Here is a 20,230-nt window from a genome sequence, read left to right as displayed (position 1 = left end):
CTCAGTCGCGCGGGGAACAAGGCTCCGACGGCCGGAGTTGTGGGTTGCATGACCTCTGTGAGCCCTGTCCCGAATGTGACGTTGAACGACGGCAACACCATCCCGCAGCTCGGCTTCGGCGTGTGGCAGGTGCCCGACGACGAGAGCTATTCGGCCGTCATCAGCGCGTTGAGCATCGGTTACCGGAGCATCGACACCGCGGCCATCTATCGCAACGAGGTGGGCACCGGCCGGGCGATCGCGGACTCCGGGGTGGCTCGGGACGAGTTGTTCATCACCACCAAGCTGTGGAACGGCGCGGGGGAGACCTGGACGGCGGACTCGGTTCGCCGCGAGTTCGACGCCTCCCTCGAGCGGCTCGGCCTCGACTACCTCGACCTGTACCTGATCCACTGGCCTCGCGCGGCGCGCGAGGACTACATCGCGATCTGGCGTGCCTTCGCCGAGCTGAAGGCGGAGGGGCGGGTGCGCTCCATCGGGGTCTCCAACTTCCAGCCCGCTCAGCTGAGCCGCATCATCGACGAAACGTCCGTGATCCCTGCCGTCAACCAGATCGAGCTGCATCCCGACTTCGCGCAGCCGGAGCTGCGCGCGTTCCATGCCGAACACGGCATCGTCACCGAGGCATGGTCGCCCCTCGGCCAGGGCGGTGCGCTGCTCGACGACCCGGTGCTGGCCCGGATCGCCGAGAAGCATCAGCGGTCCACCGCGCAGGTGGTGCTGCGGTGGCACCTGCAGATCGGCAACGTCGTCATCCCGAAGTCCGTGACGCCGTACCGGATTCGGCAGAACATCGACGTCTTCGAATTCGCGCTCGACGCGGATGACCTCGTCGCGATCGCCGGCCTGGACGCCGGCAACCGGCTGGGACCGGACCCGGACGAGTTCGACATGTGAGTCACCCCGAGGCGGCCCGGCGTCAGCGACGGCGTTTGGGCCGCCTTGCGTGTGTAGGGCGAACGCCGGGTCGGGGTGCGGCCGATGTCTGCTCCGCCGTGATCTTTCGTTGCCGAGCATTCTCCTCGGCGTCGATCCGGCGGAAGATGAGATGCTGCTGCCCGTAGGTCCAGAGGTTGTTGCTCACCCAATAGATCAGGATCGCGATGGGTAGGAATGGCCCGCCGACGAGGACACCGAGCGGAAAAACCCAGAGCATCAATCTGTTCATGATCGCGGCCTGCGGGTTCTCCTGTGCCGCCTGGCTCTGTCGCCGAATCGAGGCGCGGGCATTCGCATGGGTGGCGATGCATGCAGCGACCATCAGCGGGATCGCTACTGCCGCGATGCTCGCGATGGATGGGATCCCGCCGAACGGAGCGAACGCCTCGAGAGCTTCTCTCGGCTGGGTGATCCATGCCGAGATCGGGGCCCCGAACACGCGTGCCGAGAGGAACGACTGAACCTCGTCGACGCTGAAGAAATAGTTCGGGGTGCTCGCATTGGCCTCGGGCGACATACCGAGTTGCCCGAATCCGTCGCCGGTCCGATTGAACGACCGGAGGACGTGGAGAAGGCCGATGAAGACCGGTGCCTGCACCAGGATCGGCAGGCAACCCATGAGTGGGTTGAACCCGTGTTCTTTCTGTAGCTTCTGGATTTCGAGGGCTTGCCGCTGGCGATCACCCTGATACTTCTTCTGCAGGGCCTTGATCTGCGGCTGTAATTCCTGCATTTGCCGCGCGGTGCGTATTTGTCTGACCGCGGGCGCGTACAGCAGTGCGCGCAGGGTGAAGACGAGAAACGTGACGGCAAGGACCCAGGTGAGTCCGCTGTCCGGGCCGAAAGCGAACCCGAAGACGGCGTGCCAGATCCACAGGATTCCCGACACCGGGTAGTAGATGAAATCGAGCATGAGTGAACACCTCACTGCGAGGCGCGCTCTACGAGTGCAGGTGGGAATTGCGGCGCTTGGCCGTCGATTGCTCAACGCTGCACTGGAGCGCGCAGGGAAAGGGCAAGAAAGAGCTACGCGAGTGAGAGGTGAGTTCCGGGAGCCCGGGGCTGCGGCTTCCCCGGTGTATCGGGGCTGCTCTGGCGGCGGAATGAGCCACGCCGGCGTTGTTCATCGCGCGCGGGCCCTGTCGAGGGCGCGAAAAGGAGGCAAAGCGGTTCGATCGCGCTGCGACCGGCAATCGCGAGAAGGGCGAGAACCGTCACTGTCGCGCCGATTGCGGTCGCGGGGCCGTTCGGGGCGAAGGCCGGGGCGATCAGCATCGCAATGGTGGAAATGAGGAGCAGGTGCCGGAGATGCAGCGACCGCATCGGCCCGACCTCATTCCACGTCACCCGCCCGACGATACCCGGCGGTCAGAAGGGTGGGGGTTGGTGCCGGACGGTCAGTAGTTCATTGTCAGGTTGTGTCGACCGGATTTCACCCAGCCGGTGACGACGGCCCGCTCCGCCTGCTCGGCTGTTCCCCCGCACCCGACGACGAGTCGGAATCGCTCGGCGTCATAGGCCGTGTACGAATACTCGCGCACCGATCCGCGGGCGCCGACTGGGTTGTCGAGTTCCGCCCACCCGGATTCGCCCTTCTCGGCGACCACCCACACCGCCACCGGTGGCGAACTCCGCGGACCCTGTTTGCAGGTCACCGTCCCGAAGACGGTCCGAGGGGTCAGGGCCTGTGCGGCTGGTGCCGCGAGGGCGGCGGGCACGGCGATGAGTGCGGCGGCAGTGGCGGCAAGCTTGAGGAAACGCATTCGGGTCCTCTCGGTCGCACGGGACTCTCGGCAACACCGAACACTGATCCTAGCCAGCGTCCGCACGAATGCGGGCTCAATCGACTCGAGCCACTAGGGTCGGTGCAACCATGCGCGCAGAAATGCTCGTCCCCGCGGACCCGGCGTCCGCCTCGGGGTCGGCCACCGACGGGCGGCCGGCCAGGGCGCCTCGCTGGTGGCAACTGTGCGGCCGTCGCGTCATGCAGATCGCGCTGGCGCTGATCGCGCTGCAGCTGGTGGTGCGGGGCCTGGTCCTGAGTCGCGGCTACTTCTACTGGGACGACCTGATCCTGACCGGCCGGTCCGGATCGATGTCGCTGCTGTCGTCGCAGTTTCTGTTCTACGACCACGACGGTCACTTCATGCCTGCGGCATTCCTCGTCGCCGGGATCGCGACGAGGCTGGCGCCGTACAACTGGCCGGTGGCGGCGCTGATGCTGCTGGTGCTCCAGGCGCTGGCCTCGTTGGCCGTACTGCGGCTGCTCCGTCTGATCCTCGGTCGCCGCCCGGCCATCCTGATCCCGTTGGTGTTCTACCTCTTCTCGCCGCTGACCCTGCCCGCCTTCGCCTGGTGGGCCGCTGGGCTCAATGCGTTGCCGCTGCAGATCGGCCTCGCCTGGGTGGCGGGGGACGCGATTCGGTTGTGCCGCACCGGCAGTGCGCGCTACGCGATCTCCGGGTTCCTGGTGTTCGCGGTGTCGCTGCAGTTCTTCGAGAAGGCGGTGCTGGTGCCGCTGGTGGCCTTCGCCGCGGTCGCACTGATCTACCGGGTCGACGGTCGGGCGCAACCGATTCGCGCCGCGACCGCCAGGGGGGCGCTCCTCTGGGCGCCCACGCTGCTCCTGGCGGTCGTGTGGTCGCTCATCTACCGACTCACCGTCACCGTGGATTTCGCGGAATACGACGGTGCGTCGGCGGTCGAGATGGTCAAGCACGCGACGTCGAAAGGGCTGCTGCCGACGCTCTTCGGCGGGCCTTGGACCTGGGACCGCTGGCCACCGAGTCCGCCGTGGGCGGAGCCACCCGGGGTGCTCATCGCCGCGAGCGGGGTCCTCGCCGCCGCGGTTGTCGTCGCCACGATTGTCTGGAAGCGGCGGGTCGCGTGGGTGTGGATCGCGGTGGGGGCCTATGTGTTCGCCTCGGTCGCGGCGATGGTCGTCACCAGATCGGGCGCGGAGACGACCTTCGAGCTCGGGCAGACGCTGCGTTACCTGACCGACAGCGCCGTCATCATCGCCATCGCGCTTGCCGTCATCCTGCGTGCCCCCGCCCGAACCGCGGGGGCGGGTTCCGTGCGCGGACCGGCGGTGGCGGTGGCACTGATGTCCGCGTTCGTCGCGGGCAGTCTCGTCTCGACCGCGACCTTTGCCGACAGCTGGCGGGACGACACGACACGTGACTACCTGGCCAACGCGCGGTCGGCGCTCGCGGCGCATCCCGATGTGCCGCTGTTGGAGCAGCCGGCGTCGATCTGGGTGCTGCTGCCGGTCGCTCACCCCCACAACCTGGTCAGTCACGTCCTAGGGCCGCTGCCGGATCGCCCGGAGTTCGCGGCGTCCACCCCGGAGCTGCGCATGCTCGACGATGACGGCCGACTTGTCGACGCGCAGGTGACATGGGTTCGGGCCATCGATCCGGGCCCGGAGCCGGGCTGCGGGCACCGCATCGGAACGGACGTCTCCGAGCTGCCGCTCGACGGACCGCTGGCCGGCTGGGAGTGGACCGTTCGGCTGAACTATCTGGCCTCGGCTGACGGCGAGATCACGGTGTCGCTCCAGCAAGGGGAGCCGGTGACGGTTCCGGTTCGGCGCGGCGCGAACAGTGTTTTCGTGCGCCTGACGGGTGGCGGTGGGTTGCTCGAGGTGCGCGCGGTCGAACCGGACCTCACGCTGTGCGTGGGATCAGGACCCGTCGGCGTGGTGGTGCCGAGTCCGTGACCGGACTGGGTGATCCGCGCATGGGGATTCGACGATTCGCGCATCAGGGTCACAATTGGGTATTCGGTCCAGTCTGAACAGTTGTCCGGATGTCATCATGCCCGCTATGACGTGGGTTATCGCACACGCGGATTCGGTTCCGCCGCTCCAGTGTCCCGACATCTCCCGGCTGCGTTGGGTCGGGTCCTCCACCGCTGGACCGGAGTTCGCGCACCCGCCCGAGATGCGCGTCGCCGAGTGGCTGTTCGGGGACGGTTGTGGTGTGCGGCGCGAGAGCGCATCAGTGTCGGCGCTCGAGGTGACCTTCACCCCGCCGCGATCGGTTCTGCGTGCGGCATTCGGGGGAAGGCTGCGGGACCGCCTGGACGCGGTGCTGTCGGCCCACGAGCATGCGGTCGAGGAGACGTTGGCGACCTGGGAGCGGCATGCGACGGCCGTCAGGTTCGACACCTGTGCGGGCGTCGAGTGGTGTCCCGCGGTGGGTCTGGCCGGGCTGTCGGAAACCGAGATCTGCGCCGAGCGATAGCTGATCTGCACCCGTTTGCACGTGTCCACCGTTGCGCTGACCCTGGACGATGCACAGTGGCGCACGCTCGTGGTCGAGCGGTTCCTGGACTGGCAGTCGCAGGCCTGGTCCCAGTATCAGCGGCTGCTCACCTTGGGCGTGCGGCGGTCGCTCGGTTGGGGATTCGAGTTCGCTCCGCTGACGCAGACGCGCCAGGTGGTCGCCGACGCGGGCTGACCGACTGACCACGGCGTCCGTTGCGTTGCGTTACAGTGCGTTCTGAAACTCATGTCGGGGGGCACGGGCGACACTGGGGGCGAATTGAACGCTGGCACGGCAACTCTGCAGACCGCTGGTCTGACGCAACGGTTCCTCGGCGGTCTCCACATGCGCGGGGCCGATGGGATCGACATGATCTCCGGGATCTGCCGATTCAGGGCCGAACAACCGTCGCAGTTCAGGGCGACGATGGGATCCACGGACTTCGGGACGATCCGCGTGAATCGGATGAAGTCGACCGCCGTCACGGCGGTTCGCACCCGCACCATGCTGGACGATGAGATGGGTGACTACGTCTCCGTGGCGACCATCCGGTCGGGCACCGTTGGCGTGGAACAGGATCGGTCCTCGGGTCGGGGCGCGGCCGGCGACATCACGTTCGTCGATTTCGGGCGCGAGTTCGAACTCGATGTCGCAGCAGGCAGCGAGGTCGTCTTCGTCTACCTCCCCCGCCGGCTGCTCGCGGAGAGGTCGATCGACACCCGAAAGCTCACCGGCGCCGTCATTCCGGGATCGCCCGTCGGGAGCGCGCTGGCGGGAATGCTGGAGCCGCTCACCCGCCACCACCCGAACACCCTCGCGGAACAGTCGCTGATCGAGCACGCGATCGTGGATCTGGCGCTTGCCGTGATCCAGTCGTCGGCCGACGAGGCGCCCACGCCGGAGGAGATGGCCGTCGGCAACCGGGCCCGGGTGTACGACTTCATCGAACGCAACTTCACGGACCCGACCCTCAATGTCGATCGCGTCGCCGCGGGGATCAACGTCAGCCCCCGCTACCTCCACAAACTCATGGAGGGCGACGGCCATTCGGTCTACGGCATGATCCGCAGGCGACGGGTCAGGCATGGCATCGACCTGCTCTCGGATCCGGGCGCCGCGCACTTGTCGGTCGGCCAGATCGCGAGCCGGAGCGGTTTCACCGGGTTGAGCCAGTTCGGTCGCGCCGTCAGGGACCTCGCCGGTGAGTCCCCGCGGCAGATCCGGCAACGGGCAGCGGCCTCGGTCTGACGGGCCGGGTGCGGTCCGCTACCGAGCGGTCGCGCCCAGATGCTCGATCAGCTCCGCCGCGGCCGCTCGTCCACCCCGGTTTGCGCCGATCGTGCTCGCGGACGGGCCGTATCCGAGCAGGTGGATCCGCGGGTCGGACGCAACCTGCGTGGCCAGCCGCCCGGTCATGGCGATTCCGCCGCCTGGCCCGCGCAGCCGGAGCGGGGCCAGATGATCGAGCGAGCTACGGAAGCCGGTGCACCACAGGATCACGTCGGCGCGACGGTGCGTGCCGTCCGCCCAGCGCACCCCGTCCGCGGTGATCTCGCTGAACATCGGCAGTCGCGCGAGGGCGCCGCGGGCCCGGGCTGCCCGGATCGCCTGGGTGACCGGGAGCCCGGTCACCGACACCACCGAACCGGGCGGCAGGCCGCGCCGCACCCGGTCCTCGACCACCGCGACCGCGGCCCTGCCCTCCTCCGCGGTGAACGGTTCGTCCCGGAACTGCGGGACGCTGCGGGTCACCCAGGTGGTGGAGGTGACCAGGGAGATCTCGTCGAGCAGTTGCACGGCGGAGATGCCGCCACCCACGACGACGACGTGACGGCCCTCGAACTCGGCGGCGCTCTGGTAGTCCCTGGTGTGCAGCTGACGCCCCAGGAACAGCTCGGCGCCGGGGTAGCGCGGGATGAACGGGCGCTCCCAGGTGCCGGTGGCGTTGATGATCCCGCGGGCGGTGACCGCTCCGGAGTCGGTCTCCAGGGTGAGCAGGCCGTCGCCCGCCTGATCACACACCACCCGGGTGTGCACCGGCCGGTGCACCGGCAGGTCGAAGCGGCGCTCGTACTCGGCGAAGTAGCGCGGTACCGCCTCGGCGGCGTGCACCTCGGCGGGCGCGGTGTCGTCCAGGACATCGGTGAACGGCATGCCGGGTAGGTCGTGCACGCGATTGACGGTGCTCAATGTCAGTGAGGGCCAACGGAACTGCCAAGCGCCTCCCGCGCCGGGGGAGTGGTCGAGGATCACGAATCCCGCACCGGGCTCGAGCCCGAACCGGCGCAGGTAGTAGCCCGCGGACAGGCCTGCCTGCCCGGCGCCGATGACCACGACGTCCGACCGTGTCTGCATGGTGGCAACCTCCCGGGTGTGAACGGTACGGTCATTCACATGATCGGGACCAGCCGCGACGGTGATGTGGTGACCATCGAGCTCCAGCGAGAGGAGCGGCGGAACGCTCTGAACACCGAGCAATGCGTACTCCTGCGCGATGCCGTCGACGAGGCCGTTGGCCTGGGTGCGCGGGCGATCGTGCTGACCGGGCAGGGCTCCGCGTTCTGCGCGGGCGCCGACCTGTCCGGTGACGTGTACGCCGACGGCTTCACCGACACCCTGCTCGAGATGCTGCACACCATCGACTCGACGCCGATCCCGGTGATCGCGGCGGTGAACGGCCCGGCGGTCGGTGCGGGCACCCAGTTGGCCCTGGCCTCGGACCTGCGCGTCGTCGCCCCCGACGCCCATTTCGCGATCCCCGCCGCCAAGCTCGGCATCTCCGTCGACACCTGGACCGTGAAGCGGTTGGTGTCCCTCGCGGGCGGCGGACCGGCCCGCACCATGCTGCTCGGAGCGGAGTCGTTGACCGCCGACGAGGCGCTGACCGCGGGCCTGGCGAACAAGATCGGCGACCTCGCGGCCGCGCAGGACTGGGCCAAGCGCATCGCGGCGCTGGCCCCGCTGTCGCTGCGGCACCTCAAGATGGTGTTCAACGACGACGGCACCCAGGACGACCCGACCCCCGAACAGCTCAGCGCGCTGCAGGCGGCCTGGCGCAGCGAGGACATGGACGAGGCCCGCCAGGCGCGGTGGGAGAAGCGGCAGCCGGAGTTCAAGGGCCGATGAGACTCGGGATCAAGGGCGCCATCGCGGCCGCGGCCGGGCTTGCAGGGGTCGCGGCGCTGGTGCGGGTCGGCACGGACCTGTCCTCGGCGATGGGCGCCTCGACCACGGCGATCGTGCCGCACGCGAAGGGTTCCGCCCGGTATCGCGGCAAGCGGTTCCACAACACCGAACCCAGCAGCCAGTTCGTGACCACGCGCTCGAGCATCGTGACGTCGCTGCTCACCCGCGGTCGGCTGGGACGCCCGCGGAGCCCGATCCCGCTCGCCACCCCGCTCGCACCCGCGCAGCCCGCGGAACTCGCCGTCACCTGGTACGGACACTCCAGCGCGCTGATCGAGATCGACGGGCACCGGGTGCTCACCGACCCCGTCTGGAGCCATCGGGTCTCGCCCTCCCGGCTGGTGGGGCCCGCCCGGCTGCACCCGACCCCGGTCGGGATCGACGCGCTGCCGCAGATCGATGCCGTCGTCGTCTCGCACGACCACTACGACCACCTCGACAAGGCCACTGTCATGGCACTGGTGCGCACCCAGCGCGCCCCGTTCGTGGTGCCGAAGGGCATCGGCGCGCACCTGCGGCACTGGGGGGTGCCGGACGATCGGATCATCGAGCTCGACTGGGACGAGCAGACGACGGTCGGCGCCCTGACCCTCACCTGCACCGAGGCGCGGCACTTCTCCGGCCGCGGGCTGGTACGCAACCCGACGCTCTGGTCGTCCTGGGTGATCGCCGGACCGCAGCGCACGGTGTTCTTCGGTGGTGACACTGGTTACACCCCGAGGTTCGCGGAGATCGGCAGGCGGCACGGCCCGTTCGACCTGACGCTGCTGCCGGTCGGCGCCTACGACGAGCACTGGCCGGACATCCACATGAACCCGGAGGAGGCGGTCCGGATGCACGCCGATCTCAACCAGGGCGAGTCAGGGTCCGGCGTGCTGGTGCCGGTGCACTGGGCAACCTTCAATCTTGCGTTCCATCCGTGGGCGGAGCCGGTGACACGGCTGTTGGCTGCGGCGGGCGAGGTGGACACGAAGGTGAGCGTGCCGATGCCGGGACAGCGGATCGACGTGCTGCGCCCGGCCTCGCAGCGGCAGTGGTGGCTGCGGCTCGCGTGAGCGCGAGGCGGCGGGTGTCCCCGGGTCTGGCATAGCCTGGCGGCATGGCCCCCGAGGAGAATTCCGGCGACGGTGTGACGGTCGCGACACTGACGGCAAGCGAGGTCGACGTCTCGACCGGATTGACCGCGGCGCAGGTCTCGCGCCGGGTTGCGGACGGGCAGACCAATGACGTGCCCGGTCGCGCGAGCCGGTCGGTCAAGGAGATCGTCCGCGCCAACGTGTTCACCCGGATCAACGCGATCCTCGGCGTGCTGCTGATCATCGTGCTGGCCACGGGTTCGGTGATCGACGGCATGTTCGGCCTGCTGATCATCGCGAACAGCGCGATCGGCATCATCCAGGAGGTCAGGGCCAAGCAGACCCTCGACAAGCTGGCGATCGTCAGCCAGGCCAAGCCCCAGGTCCGACGCGACGGCGTAGCGGTGTCGGTGGCGCCGAACGAGGTGGTTCTCGACGAGATCATCGAACTGGGCGCGGGCGACCAGATCGTGGTCGACGGCGCCGTGGTCGAGGGCGAGGTCCTCGAGGTCGACGAATCGCTGCTGACCGGCGAGGCCGACCCCGTTCACAAGCGGCCGGGCGAGCAGGTGCTCTCGGGTAGTTTCGTGGTGTCCGGCAGCGGTGCCTACCAGGCCACGAAGGTCGGCAAGGATGCCTACGCGGCGAAGTTGGCGGCGGAGGCGAGCAAGTTCACACTGGTGCACTCCGAGCTGCGCAGCGGCGTCGACAAGATCCTCAAGTTCATCACGTACCTGATGATCCCGGCGGGCCTGCTGATCATCTACAACCAGCTGTTCGTCAGTGAGCAGGATCTGCCCGCGGCGCTCAACGGCATGGTCGCGGCACTGGTCCCGATGGTGCCGGAGGGCCTGGTGCTGATGACCTCACTGGCCTTCGCGGTTGGCGTGGTCCGGCTCGGGCGCAGGCAGTGCCTGGTGCAGGAACTGCCCGCGATCGAGGGGCTCGCCCGCGTCGACGTGGTGTGCGCGGACAAGACCGGCACGCTCACCGAGAACGGCATGCGGCTGTCGGAGTTGCGTTCCCTCGACGGGGACGAGGCCTCGGCCCGCGATGCGCTGGCGGCGATGGCGGGCAGCGACCCCCGTCCGAACGCGAGCATGCTGGCGATCGCGGAATCCTGTGACGGCGATCCCGGCTGGACCAGCACGGGCATCGCACCGTTCACCTCCGCCAAGAAATGGAGCGGTATCTCCTACGGCGACAACGGGAACTGGGTGCTCGGCGCACCCGACGTGCTGCTCGACCCGGAGACCGACACCGCCCGTGAGGCCGAGGAGCTCGGTTCGAAGGGCCTGCGAGTGCTCATGCTCGGCAGCAGTGACCTGCCGGTGGACGACTCCGCTGCACCGGGTCGGGTGACACCTGCGGCGCTGGTGGTGCTCGAGCAGCGGGTGCGGCCCGACGCCAGGGAGACCCTCGAGTACTTCGCGGATCAGCGCGTGGCGGTCAAGGTGATCTCCGGGGACAATGCGGTTTCCGTTGGCGCGGTTGCCGATTCGCTCGGGTTGCCCGGCGGTGACCGTCCGATCGACGCGAGGGAGCTGCCGACCGATCGGGAGGCGCTGGCCGACACCCTGGACACGGCCACCACCTTCGGCCGGGTGCGGCCGGACCAGAAGCGCGAGATGGTCGGGGCGCTGCAGTCACGTGGTCACACGGTGGCCATGACCGGCGACGGCGTCAACGACGTGCTTGCGCTCAAGGACGCCGACATCGGGGTGTCGATGGGCTCGGGCAGCCCCGCGACCAGGGCGGTCGCCCAGATCGTGCTGCTGGACAACAAGTTCGCCACCCTGCCGTACGTGGTCGCCGAGGGACGCCGGGTGATCGGCAACATCGAGCGCGTCTCGAACCTGTTCCTCACCAAGACCGTGTACTCGGTGTTGCTGGCGCTGCTCGTCGGGCTGTCGGGGGTGCTCTCGGAGTTCTTCGACTTCGAGCCGATGCCCTACCCGTTCCTGCCGCGGCACGTCACGATCGCGGCCTGGTTCACGATCGGTATCCCGGCGTTCATCCTGTCGCTGGCGCCCAACAACGAGCGGGCGCGCAGCGGATTCGTCCCGCGGGTCATGCGGCTCGCGGTGCCGTCCGGCCTGGTCATCGGCGTGGCCACGTTTGTCTCGTATGCCCTGGTGTACGCGGGGCCGGAGGCCACGGAGACGCAGCGGGTGCAGGCCGGGACCACGGCCCTGATCACCCTGATCATGATCGCGCTCTGGGTGCTGGCCATCGTGGCGCGGCCGTACACGTGGTGGAAGGTGCTGCTGATCGCCGGGTCGGTGGGCGGATATCTCGTCCTGTTCGCGCTGCCCTTCACCCGTGAGTTCTTCAAACTCGATCCATCGGACGTGGCGGCCACCACCACCGCGCTCGTCTGCGGCGCGGTTGGCATCGTCCTGGTGGAGGTGGCGTGGTGGGTCTCCGGTGCGATCCACGGCGAGAAGCGGCGGCTGTTCGCAGCGCCGGATGTCGGCGGCGTGACCGGCTCGAATGGCCCGGATCCTGTGGCGTGACCACGGGATCTCTGTGAGACTGGGGTCGAAGCGGGGGAACGCCCCGGCGACCCAAGGTGCCTGGTCGGCACCGGAAGAGGAGACGCTATGAGCTTCATGGAGACCCTCAAGGGGCTGTTCGGCAAGGGCAAGCAGGCCGCCGCCCAGCACTCCGACAAGATCGAGGACGCCGTCGACAAGGCAGGCGATTTCATCGACGAGAAGACCGGTGGCAAGTACGCCCAGCACGTCGACAAGGCCCAGGATGCGGCCAAGAAGATCATCCCGAACGAATAGCCGATCGCGAACAGGAGCCGCAATGCCCGATCATTCCCCGTACACGGTGGAGCTGCTGTTCGATCGGGATTGCGGCTTCTGTGTACGTAGCGCGAACTTCCTCGACCGCATCGACCGCCGCGGTCGGGTCAGCGCCGTCGCGCTGCAGCAGCGGGGCGCGCCGGAGAGATTCGGAGTGAACACCGAGGCCGCGCTCGAGCAGGCCTGGGCGGTGGATTCGCGCGGTGACCGATACGCGGGTGCGGGCGCGATCAACGCCGCGCTCTCGGGGGTGCTCGGCACCCGAATCCCCTTGTTCGTCTACAGGATCTGGGGCATTCGCCAACTCCAGGACCTCCTGTACCGCTGGGTGGCGGCCAACAGGCATCGGCTGCCGGGTAAGGGCGGAAGCTGCGCGGTGAACTAGGCCGATGACGGTCACTTGGCTGTTCCTCGTCGTGATCGTCGCCATGGCCGTGACGGGCTTCGCCAAGCGGTTCGATCTCCAGGTCCCCCTGGTGCTCGTCGCCATCGGAGGCGCCGCCTCGTTCATCCCCGGACTCCCGCGCCTCGAGCTCTCGCCGGAGCTGATGCTCGGCGTCGTCCTGCCGCCGCTGCTCTACTCGGCGGCACTCGACTTCTCGTTCAGCACCTTTCGGCGCAATCTCGCCCCGATCCTGCGGCTCGGCATCGGCATGGTCGTCGTCACCACCTTCGCTGTCGGATGGTTCGCCAACTGGCTGGTGCCGGAGCTGACCCTGGGGGCCGCGCTCGTTCTCGGTGCCGTGGTGGCACCGCCCGATGCCGTGGCCGCGGTCGCGGTGGGCCGGAAGCTCGGGCTGCCTCGTCGCATGATGGCGATCCTCAAGGGCGAGTCCCTGGTCAATGATGCTGCGGCGCTGACCCTGTTCGCCCTTGCGACCGCGGCGGTCACCGGCAGGAAGATCGCGATCGGCTCGCCGGTGTTGTACTTCCTGTACGAGGTCGTGGGCGGAGTCCTTGTCGGGCTTGTTCTTTCGTTCGCGGTCCGGTTCGTCCGCGCGCGGATCGTGGACCCGCCGATGGAGACCGTGCTGGGGTTGTTGCTGCCGTTCGCCGCGTACTTCGCGGCAGAGGAGATCCACGCCTCCGGGGTGCTGGCCGTCGTCACGGCGGGATTCGTCCTCGGGCGCGATGTAGGGGACGAGTCCGTCTCCACCCGCCTCCAGGAGAGCGCGGTGTGGCCGACGATCGACCTGGTGATGGAGACCTTCGTCTTCGCCTACATGGGATTGCAGTTGCGGTTCGTCATCGAGGACGTCCGGGACGAGGGGCTCCCCGTCCACCACATCTTCGCCTACGGGTTGGCGATCCTCGCCCTGGTGATCCTGATCCGCCCCGTGTGGATCTTCGCCACCCAGGCGAGGAGTGAGGGCTGGCGTCAGAACCTGGTGATCTCCTGGGCGGGGATGCGCGGCGTCGTCACCCTCGCGGCCGCGTCCGGTGTGCCGCTGACGACCCTGGCGGGTGATCCGTTCCCCGGACGAGGCGTCATCGTGGCGGTCGCCTTCACCGTGGCGGTGGGGACACTGCTGATCCAGGGCCTGACGCTGCCACTGCTGATCCGGCGGCTCGACGTGGCCGATCCGGGTGAGGACCGGCGCCAGGGCGAGCAGATGATGCTCGCGCGGAGGATCTCTCACGATGCGGCCGCACAGTTCCTCGAGGAGGCGCTGCGGGATCCGCCTGCCGGGATGCCGACCGCGGAGCTGTCGGCGCTGGTGCAGCGGGTGCAGCGGGTGTCCGAGGCAAGGGCGAACGTGGATCGGGCCGAGGAGGTCAGCGAACACGAGGCCAAGACACTACGGGCGAGTGCAGTGTTCAACCGGCTGCGCCGCGGGGTTCTCCAGGACCAGCGGGCGGCGTTGATCGCGGCCAGGAATGCGGGCGAACTCGACGACGAGGTGCTGAGGTACGTGCTCGACGGGCTCGACATCGAAGAGGTCGCGGCGGAGTCGAGGGTGCGGCGGTCGCGGTGGTGAGCACACGGGCGCAGCTCGGGCACAATCGGATCGTGAACCGGACCAAGGTGATCCTCGCCGCGATCGCGTGTGTGGCGCTCGCCGCCGGCTGCTCCGATGCCCCCGCCGAGTCCGTGCGCGACGCCACGACCTCGGCCGCGGATGCCGCGATCGCGTCGGCCCCTGCGCCCGTCGGCGACGAGCGAGGGGCGCTGATCGAGGACCAGTCGCTCGCCGAGACCGCGGCGGTGAGTCCGCACGGCCCGGTCACCGCCCGCAAGCTCGTCTACCGCTCCACCTCGGGCCTGGACGGCGGCGGAACCGAGGTGTCCGGCACGGTCTTCGTCCCGCCTGGCGCCGCGCCGGAGCGCGGGTGGCCGATCGTCACCGTCGGGCACGGCACCACCGGCGTCACCGACGAGTGTGCGCCCTCGCAGTATCCCGACCTGCTCGGGGCCGTCGGTATGGTCACCGCGCTGCTCGAGCGGGGCTATGTCGTCGTCGCGTCCGACTACCAGGGGCTCGGTACACCGGGACCGCACCCGTACCTGGAGCCGAAGTCCGCCGCCTACAACCTGATCGACGGGGTCCGGGCGGCTCGGGCGGCGGTGCCGAGCACCTCGAACCGCTGGGCGGCGCTCGGCCTCTCGCAGGGTGGTCAGGCGTCGTGGTCCGCGGCCGAACACGCGGTCGGATACGGCGACGGGCTCGAGTTCGTCGGCGCGGCAAACCTGTCCCCGGCAGCGGACCTGTCGCATATCGCCGACGATCTCGGTGGAATCTCGCTGACGCTGCCGCAACAGATCTTCCTGCCGATGCTGCTCGCGGGCGGCGAGGCGCAGCACGCCGGCCTCGATCCGGCGAACTACATCCGGGGCGCACTGGCCGACAGCCGCGAGACCTCGATGTCGTGCGCCCCGCAGGCGGCCGAGCGGAAATGGGATGCGGCGGTGCAGATCACCCGGGCCGACAGCCTCCCGCTGACCACCGCCGACACCGATCGGATGCGGGCGTGGCTGGAGCGGATCGCGCTGCCTCAGCAACGTACCGAGGCGCCGATGCTGGTGGTGGTCGGGGACACCGACGATCTGATCCCTGCGGACTGGACAAGGGCGGCAGTGACGAAGGCCTGTGCCCTCGGCGACGTGATCGCGCTGGAGTCGCGGCCGGGTGAGGGGCATGCCGATCCGCGGGCCACCCCGGGGGCGGTGGCCTGGATCGCGGACCGGTTCGCCGGGGTGTCCGCGCCGAACAGCTGTCCGGGCACCCCGTGAGCGTCTCGCGGTCGGCGACCGCCCGGCTGTCGTAGCGTTTACCCATGACCGCGACCAGCCCGCTCGACCGGCTCCGCGAGCTGTGCCTGCGGATGCCCGAGGCGACGGAGCGGATCAGCCACGGCGAACCGGCCTGGTTCGTCCGCAAGGCCCCGCAGTTCGCGACCCTGTCCGACCACCATCACGACGACCGGCTGGCCTTCTGGGCGGCGGCGCCCGCCGGGGCGCAGTCGGACTGGGTGGCCCGTGACCCGGAGCGCTCCTTCGTGCCGCCCTACGTGGGCGGGCGCGGCTGGATCGGCGTGTACCTCGACCGTCCGCAGGAGTGGGACGACATCGCGGACATCGTCGAGGACGCGTACCGCACGGTCGCCCCGCGGAAGCTGCTCGCCCTGCTCGACGAGAGCCGGGACCGGTGACCGGCACCACCGCCGCGGTTCTGCTGGTCATCGTCGCCGCGGCCCTCGCACTCGGCGCGTGGTGGCTGCGCGGCCGCAGAACACTCACCACGCCTGCGGAGCGAGCCGTGCACGCCACCCTGCACACGGCCGCCCTCGCCGCGAAACCGCTGCGCCGCGGCCTCGACGCCACGTCCGCCACCGAGGCCGCCCCTCACCTGCAGGCACTGACCGGTGCGGATGCGGTGGCGCTGGCCTCCGCGGACGGGGCGCTGCTGGCCTGGCATGGACCACACGCGGGCCTGGCCGAGCGGTTCCGGGAGGCCGGGCTCCGGGCCGTCGCCGGTGAGCGACGGGTACTGGTCGAATCGGCCGAACTCGGCAAGCCCGAGGTCGGGGCGTTGATCGCCCAACCGCTGCTCATCGAGGATTCCGGGGTGGTCGGGGTGATGGGCGTGGTGACCGCGGGTGCGCCCGGCCCCGGCCTGCTGGGTGCGATCACGGAGGTTGCCCGATACGCGTGCAGCCAGATCGAGCTGGCCGAGCTCGACACGTCCAGGGCGCGGTTGGACCGGGCCGAGGTGCGCGCCCTGCGCGCGCAGATCAGCCCACACTTCATCTACAACGCGCTCAACACGGTGGCGTCCTTCGTCCGCACCGATCCGGACCGGGCGAGGGAGCTGATCCTCGAGTTCGCCGACTTCACCCGGTATTCGTTCCGGTCCGCGGGCGAGTACACCCTGCTGGCCGACGAACTGCGCAATATCGACAGGTATCTGACCCTCGAGCGGGCCCGGTTCGGCAAGGCCCTCGAGGTACGCCTGCAGGTCGCCCCGGAGGTGCTCGGCGTCGTGCTGCCGTTCCTTGCATTGCAACCCCTGGTGGAAAACGCCGTGCGGCACGGGATCTCGAGTAAGCCTCAGGGTGGAACCGTGAGCATCGTCGCGGCGGACGAGGGCACCGACTGCGTGATCAGCGTGGAGGACGACGGCGTCGGCATGGATCCCGAACTGTTGCGCTCGGGCTCGCTGGACGCGATCGAGTCCGGCGGCGACCGGCCGAGTGCCAGGGAATCGGCGCACGTCGGCCTGGCGAACGTGGACGACCGACTGCGCGCCGCGTTCGGGAACGACTACGGGCTGGTGGTGGAGACGGCGCCGGGCGCGGGCACCAAGGTGAGCATGCGGGTGCCGAAGTTCCGTCCGGGAATCCGGGCCTGAGTGTGACGGCGGGGGGATTCACCCATGGCACGATGGTTCCGTTGTGACGCAGAACTCCGATGGGCCGACGATCGCCCCGCTGACCGTGCTTGCCGTCGACGATGAGCGCCCCGCCCTCGACGAGCTGGCCTACTTGTTGCGCGCCCAGGAGGCGGTCGGCGACATCCTCACCGCGGGCGATGCCACCACCGCGCTGCGGGTGATCAAGGATCGTCTCGGCAGGTCAGCGGCCATCGACGCGGTGTTCCTCGACATCAACATGCCCGGCCTCGACGGGCTGGAGCTGGCCGGGGTGCTCGCCGCATTCGCCGACCCGCCCGCGGTGGTGTTCGTGACCGCGCACGACGATCGCGCGGTCGCGGCCTTCGACCTCGGGGCCGTCGACTACCTGCTCAAGCCGTTGCGTGAGGAACGGCTGGCGGAATCGGTCCGCAGGATCGTCGCGCTCAAACAGCAACACGAGCGTGCGGGCGCGGGCAGGCCCGAACCGGACGCGGATGAGGTGATCCCGGTCGAACTGGGCGGCCACACGACCCTGGTCCCCCGGTCCGCGGTGGCCTGGGTGGAGGCCGACGGCGACTACGCCAGGCTGCACACGGCGACCGGGTCGCATCTGGTGCGGATCCCGATCTCGGCCCTGGAGAGCCGCTGGGAACAGGCCGGATTCCTGCGGGTGCACCGCTCGTACCTGGTGTCGCTGCAACTGGTCACGGGGATCCGCAGCGTCGGTAACGGCACGGTGGTGTGTCTGCGGGCCGTCGGCGACGGACCGGCCGTCGAGCTGCCGGTGAGCAGGCGGCACACCAGGGAGCTCAAGGATCGGTTGGTGCGCGCGCCGCGGCAGAGCTGGACCGCCCGGTGACCGCGCCAGGGGGAGCGCCGAGGGCGAGGGAGCGGGTGGTGCTGGCCAAAAGGCACGGCGCCAGGATCGTGCGCACCCGGGTGGAGGTCCAGGAGCAGACCGAGGTCGGCGACGCGATGATCCGCGGGCTGGTCCGCGCCCAGCTGGGGCTGGCCCTGCGGCTCGCCCTGCTCGCCGCCGGGCTGCTGTCCGCGGTGCCGCTGCTGATCATCGCGTTCCCCGGGCTCGCGGAGGCGGAGGTGCTCGGGATCCGGTTGCCCTGGCTGGTCCTCGGGGTCCTGGTGTACCCGGTGCTGCTGATCGTCGGCAAGCTCTACATCGGGCGCGCGGAGCGCAACGAGCAAGAGTTCGTCGACCTGGCCGACGACTGAGCGCGGTTGGTGGCCACGGTGTCCGGAGAGCCCATCCCGGTGGCAACGGTGCTCGGCCTGCTGGCCGCGGCGGTGGTGACGGTGGCCATCGGCATCTACGGGGTCCGGCTGGCGCGCACCACCTCGGACTTCCTGGTCGCCTCCCGCAGCGTCGGTCCACGCTGGAACGCCGCCGCGATCTCCGGTGAATACCTTTCGGCGGCATCCTTTCTGGGTGTCGCCGGGTTGATCGCCAAGTACGGTGCGGACGCCCTCTGGTATCCGGTCGGTTTCACGGCGGGCTACCTGGGGTTGCTGCTGTTCGTGGCCGCGCCCCTGCGCAGATCCGGCGCCTACACGGTCCCCGACTTCGCCGAGTTCCGTTTGGGCTCAACGCGACTGCGCAAACTCGCCATGGTGGTCGTGGCGGTGATCTGCATCCTGTACATGGTCCCGCAGTTCCAGGGCGCGGGCCTGACGGTCGGCATCCTGCTGGGCATTCCCACCTGGGTCGGCGCGGTCGCGGTCGCGCTGATCGTCATCGCCAACGTGGTCGGCGGCGGGATGCGCTCGATCACCTTCGTGCAGGCATTCCAGTACTGGCTCAAGCTCACGGCGGTCGCGGTGCCCGCCCTGGTGCTCGCGGTGCACTTCCTCGGTGAGGAGCACGATCTCGGTGCACCCGCGCCGCCCACCGTGGGGGAGCGCACCACGGTGGAGATCACCACCGATGTCGTCGTCCAGGTGTCGGGGCCGATCGCCGCAGGCGTCGACGGAACCCTCGACGGCGCGGACGTGGACGGCATCGTCACCCTGGGGCCGGGTGAACACGAACTGGGCGCGGGCACCGCGCTGGTCCTCGAGGCGGGCTCGCCGGTGCCGGTGGTCGCGGGTGCCCCCGCCACGGACGCCGACTGGCTCGAGCCCGGTTCGGGGCTCGGCGGCGAGCACCCGCTCTTCCAGGTGTATTCGCTGATGATCGGGATCTTCCTCGGCACGGTGGGGCTGCCGCACGTGCTGGTCCGCTTCTACACCAACCCGGACGGCCGGACGGCCAGGAGGACCTCGCTGGCGGTGATCGGGCTGCTCGGCGTGTTCTACCTGTTCCCGACCCTGCTCGGGGTGTTCGCGAGGTTGTGGGTGCCGCAGCTGCTCATCACCGGCACCTCGGATGCGGCGGTGTTGTTGCTGCCCGGGTCGGTCTTGTCCGGTCCCGGCGGCCAGTTGCTGGCCGCACTCGTCGCGGCCGGGGCGATCGCCGCGTTCCTGTCGACCTCCTCGGGGCTGCTGGTCAGCGTCGCGGGCGTGCTGAGCACCGATGTGTTGCGCGGCCGGGTCCGCGACTTCCGGGTGGCGGCGGTGCTGGCGGGCGTCGTGCCGCTGTTGCTCGCGCTCGGCATGGTGTCCGTCGACCTGTCCCGGACCGTCGGGCTGGTGTTCGCCGTCGCGGCGTCCACCCTGTGCCCGCTGCTGGTGCTGGGCATCTGGTGGCGTGGGCTGACGGCGGTCGGGGCGGCGGCAGGCATGGTCACCGGTGGCCTGGTGGCCGGGGCCGCCGCCCTGCTGACCGCGGTCGGAGGGGCGCCGGGCGGCTGGGCGGACTGGACGCATACCGGTTGGCCCGGTGCTGTTGTCGGCTATCCGGCGGCGGTGAGCGTGCCGCTGGCGTTCCTGGTCATGGTGCTCGTCAGCCGGGTCACCCGCGGCCGGGTGCCCCAGGACGTCGGCCGGACCTTCGCCCGCATGCACGCGCCGGAACGGCTCGGCGTCGGCAGGGACCGGGAAGGGGACCTCCGGTCCCTGTGAGCGGTTGACGAGTCTCTGGACTCGTCAACTGCGCACGGGCGGCGCAGCCGCCGTTCGTCGTGTGGTGACGACCGTCCGGC

Annotated in this window: 21 protein-coding genes; 17 read left to right on the top strand and 4 right to left on the bottom strand. The window is 69.6% G+C overall.

The window, feature by feature from the left end:
- Positions 1-48 precede the first annotated feature (48 nt).
- Positions 49-897 carry an aldo/keto reductase gene (locus ABIC28_RS24715; RefSeq protein WP_269588960.1) on the top strand — a complete coding sequence of 283 codons (849 nt, stop codon included), beginning with the start codon at positions 49-51 and terminating at the stop codon, positions 895-897.
- A gap of 22 nt (positions 898-919) precedes the next feature.
- Here ABIC28_RS24715 and yidC read toward each other — a convergent pair whose 3' ends face one another.
- From yidC to ABIC28_RS24700, 3 genes are all read right to left on the bottom strand, one after another.
- Positions 920-1,852, bottom strand: coding sequence for a membrane protein insertase YidC (gene yidC / locus ABIC28_RS24710; protein ID WP_354581296.1), 933 nt, complete (start codon positions 1,850-1,852; stop codon positions 920-922).
- Positions 1,853-1,965: 113 nt separating this feature from the next.
- The gene (locus tag ABIC28_RS24705; protein ID WP_245221715.1) at positions 1,966-2,214 is read right to left on the bottom strand and encodes a DUF6412 domain-containing protein; all 249 of its coding nucleotides are present in this window, start codon (positions 2,212-2,214) and stop codon (positions 1,966-1,968) included.
- 122 nt (positions 2,215-2,336) lie between these two features.
- A complete protein-coding gene (locus tag ABIC28_RS24700; RefSeq protein ID WP_097213914.1) occupies positions 2,337-2,702 on the bottom strand; it encodes a hypothetical protein in 366 nt (121 codons plus the stop codon).
- Positions 2,703-2,923: 221 nt separating this feature from the next.
- On the opposite strand from ABIC28_RS24700, the gene ABIC28_RS24695 reads away from it, so the two are divergent.
- From ABIC28_RS24695 to ABIC28_RS24680, 4 genes are all read left to right on the top strand, one after another.
- Positions 2,924-4,660, top strand: a complete 1,737-nt coding sequence (locus tag ABIC28_RS24695; RefSeq protein ID WP_097213993.1) for a hypothetical protein — start codon at positions 2,924-2,926, stop codon at positions 4,658-4,660.
- A 106-nt stretch (positions 4,661-4,766) separates the two neighbouring features.
- Positions 4,767-5,186: a relaxase domain-containing protein gene (locus tag ABIC28_RS24690; protein ID WP_354581293.1), complete on the top strand. Its 420-nt coding sequence runs from the start codon at positions 4,767-4,769 to the stop codon at positions 5,184-5,186.
- 21 nt (positions 5,187-5,207) lie between these two features.
- Positions 5,208-5,402, top strand: coding sequence for a hypothetical protein (locus ABIC28_RS24685; RefSeq protein WP_354581291.1), 195 nt, complete (start codon positions 5,208-5,210; stop codon positions 5,400-5,402).
- A gap of 51 nt (positions 5,403-5,453) precedes the next feature.
- Positions 5,454-6,455, top strand: coding sequence for an AraC-like ligand-binding domain-containing protein (locus ABIC28_RS24680; RefSeq protein ID WP_097213916.1), 1,002 nt, complete (start codon positions 5,454-5,456; stop codon positions 6,453-6,455).
- 18 nt (positions 6,456-6,473) lie between these two features.
- Here the strand turns inward: ABIC28_RS24680 and ABIC28_RS24675 are convergent, their stop codons facing one another.
- Positions 6,474-7,562 (bottom strand): NAD(P)-binding domain-containing protein, encoded by a 1,089-nt coding sequence (locus ABIC28_RS24675; protein WP_097213994.1) that lies wholly within the window; start codon positions 7,560-7,562, stop codon positions 6,474-6,476.
- Positions 7,563-7,601: 39 nt separating this feature from the next.
- Here ABIC28_RS24675 and ABIC28_RS24670 point away from each other — a divergent pair, with 39 nt between their 5' ends.
- The 12 genes from ABIC28_RS24670 to ABIC28_RS24615 all read left to right on the top strand — a co-directional run bounded on the left by ABIC28_RS24670 (position 7,602) and on the right by ABIC28_RS24615 (position 20,150).
- The gene (locus tag ABIC28_RS24670) at positions 7,602-8,333 is read left to right on the top strand and encodes an enoyl-CoA hydratase (RefSeq protein WP_097213917.1); all 732 of its coding nucleotides are present in this window, start codon (positions 7,602-7,604) and stop codon (positions 8,331-8,333) included.
- Entirely contained in the window at positions 8,330-9,448 is a 1,119-nt protein-coding gene (locus tag ABIC28_RS24665) for an MBL fold metallo-hydrolase (RefSeq protein ID WP_097213918.1), read from the top strand. The genes ABIC28_RS24670 and ABIC28_RS24665 overlap by 4 nt, the downstream gene beginning before the upstream one ends.
- A gap of 44 nt (positions 9,449-9,492) precedes the next feature.
- Positions 9,493-11,985 carry an HAD-IC family P-type ATPase gene (locus ABIC28_RS24660; protein WP_209927472.1) on the top strand — a complete coding sequence of 831 codons (2,493 nt, stop codon included), beginning with the start codon at positions 9,493-9,495 and terminating at the stop codon, positions 11,983-11,985.
- A gap of 87 nt (positions 11,986-12,072) precedes the next feature.
- Positions 12,073-12,261 carry an antitoxin gene (locus ABIC28_RS24655; RefSeq protein WP_209927469.1) on the top strand — a complete coding sequence of 63 codons (189 nt, stop codon included), beginning with the start codon at positions 12,073-12,075 and terminating at the stop codon, positions 12,259-12,261.
- 22 nt (positions 12,262-12,283) lie between these two features.
- A complete protein-coding gene (locus ABIC28_RS24650; protein WP_209927467.1) occupies positions 12,284-12,667 on the top strand; it encodes a thiol-disulfide oxidoreductase DCC family protein in 384 nt (127 codons plus the stop codon).
- Positions 12,668-12,671: 4 nt separating this feature from the next.
- The gene (locus tag ABIC28_RS24645) at positions 12,672-14,261 is read left to right on the top strand and encodes a Na+/H+ antiporter (RefSeq protein ID WP_209927465.1); all 1,590 of its coding nucleotides are present in this window, start codon (positions 12,672-12,674) and stop codon (positions 14,259-14,261) included.
- A 32-nt stretch (positions 14,262-14,293) separates the two neighbouring features.
- Positions 14,294-15,514, top strand: a complete 1,221-nt coding sequence (locus ABIC28_RS24640; RefSeq protein WP_354581286.1) for a lipase family protein — start codon at positions 14,294-14,296, stop codon at positions 15,512-15,514.
- A gap of 44 nt (positions 15,515-15,558) precedes the next feature.
- Positions 15,559-15,933 carry an MmcQ/YjbR family DNA-binding protein gene (locus tag ABIC28_RS24635; RefSeq protein WP_354581283.1) on the top strand — a complete coding sequence of 125 codons (375 nt, stop codon included), beginning with the start codon at positions 15,559-15,561 and terminating at the stop codon, positions 15,931-15,933.
- Positions 15,930-17,132: a sensor histidine kinase gene (locus ABIC28_RS24630; RefSeq protein ID WP_097213923.1), complete on the top strand. Its 1,203-nt coding sequence runs from the start codon at positions 15,930-15,932 to the stop codon at positions 17,130-17,132. The genes ABIC28_RS24635 and ABIC28_RS24630 overlap by 4 nt, the downstream gene beginning before the upstream one ends.
- 43 nt (positions 17,133-17,175) lie before the next feature.
- A complete protein-coding gene (locus ABIC28_RS24625; protein WP_209927461.1) occupies positions 17,176-17,994 on the top strand; it encodes a LytR/AlgR family response regulator transcription factor in 819 nt (272 codons plus the stop codon).
- A complete protein-coding gene (locus ABIC28_RS24620; protein ID WP_373560293.1) occupies positions 17,991-18,365 on the top strand; it encodes a hypothetical protein in 375 nt (124 codons plus the stop codon). The genes ABIC28_RS24625 and ABIC28_RS24620 overlap by 4 nt, the downstream gene beginning before the upstream one ends.
- An 18-nt stretch (positions 18,366-18,383) precedes the next feature.
- A complete protein-coding gene (locus ABIC28_RS24615) occupies positions 18,384-20,150 on the top strand; it encodes a sodium/solute symporter (protein ID WP_269588956.1) in 1,767 nt (588 codons plus the stop codon).
- Positions 20,151-20,230 lie beyond the last annotated feature (80 nt).

Source organism: Rhodococcus sp. PvR044, assembly GCF_040548995.1.
Classification (GTDB): Bacteria; Actinomycetota; Actinomycetes; order Mycobacteriales; family Mycobacteriaceae; genus Rhodococcus_G; species Rhodococcus_G oryzae.
The sequence above is the reverse complement of the archived record's forward strand: the minus strand, read 5'-3'. Positions and strand labels throughout refer to the sequence as shown.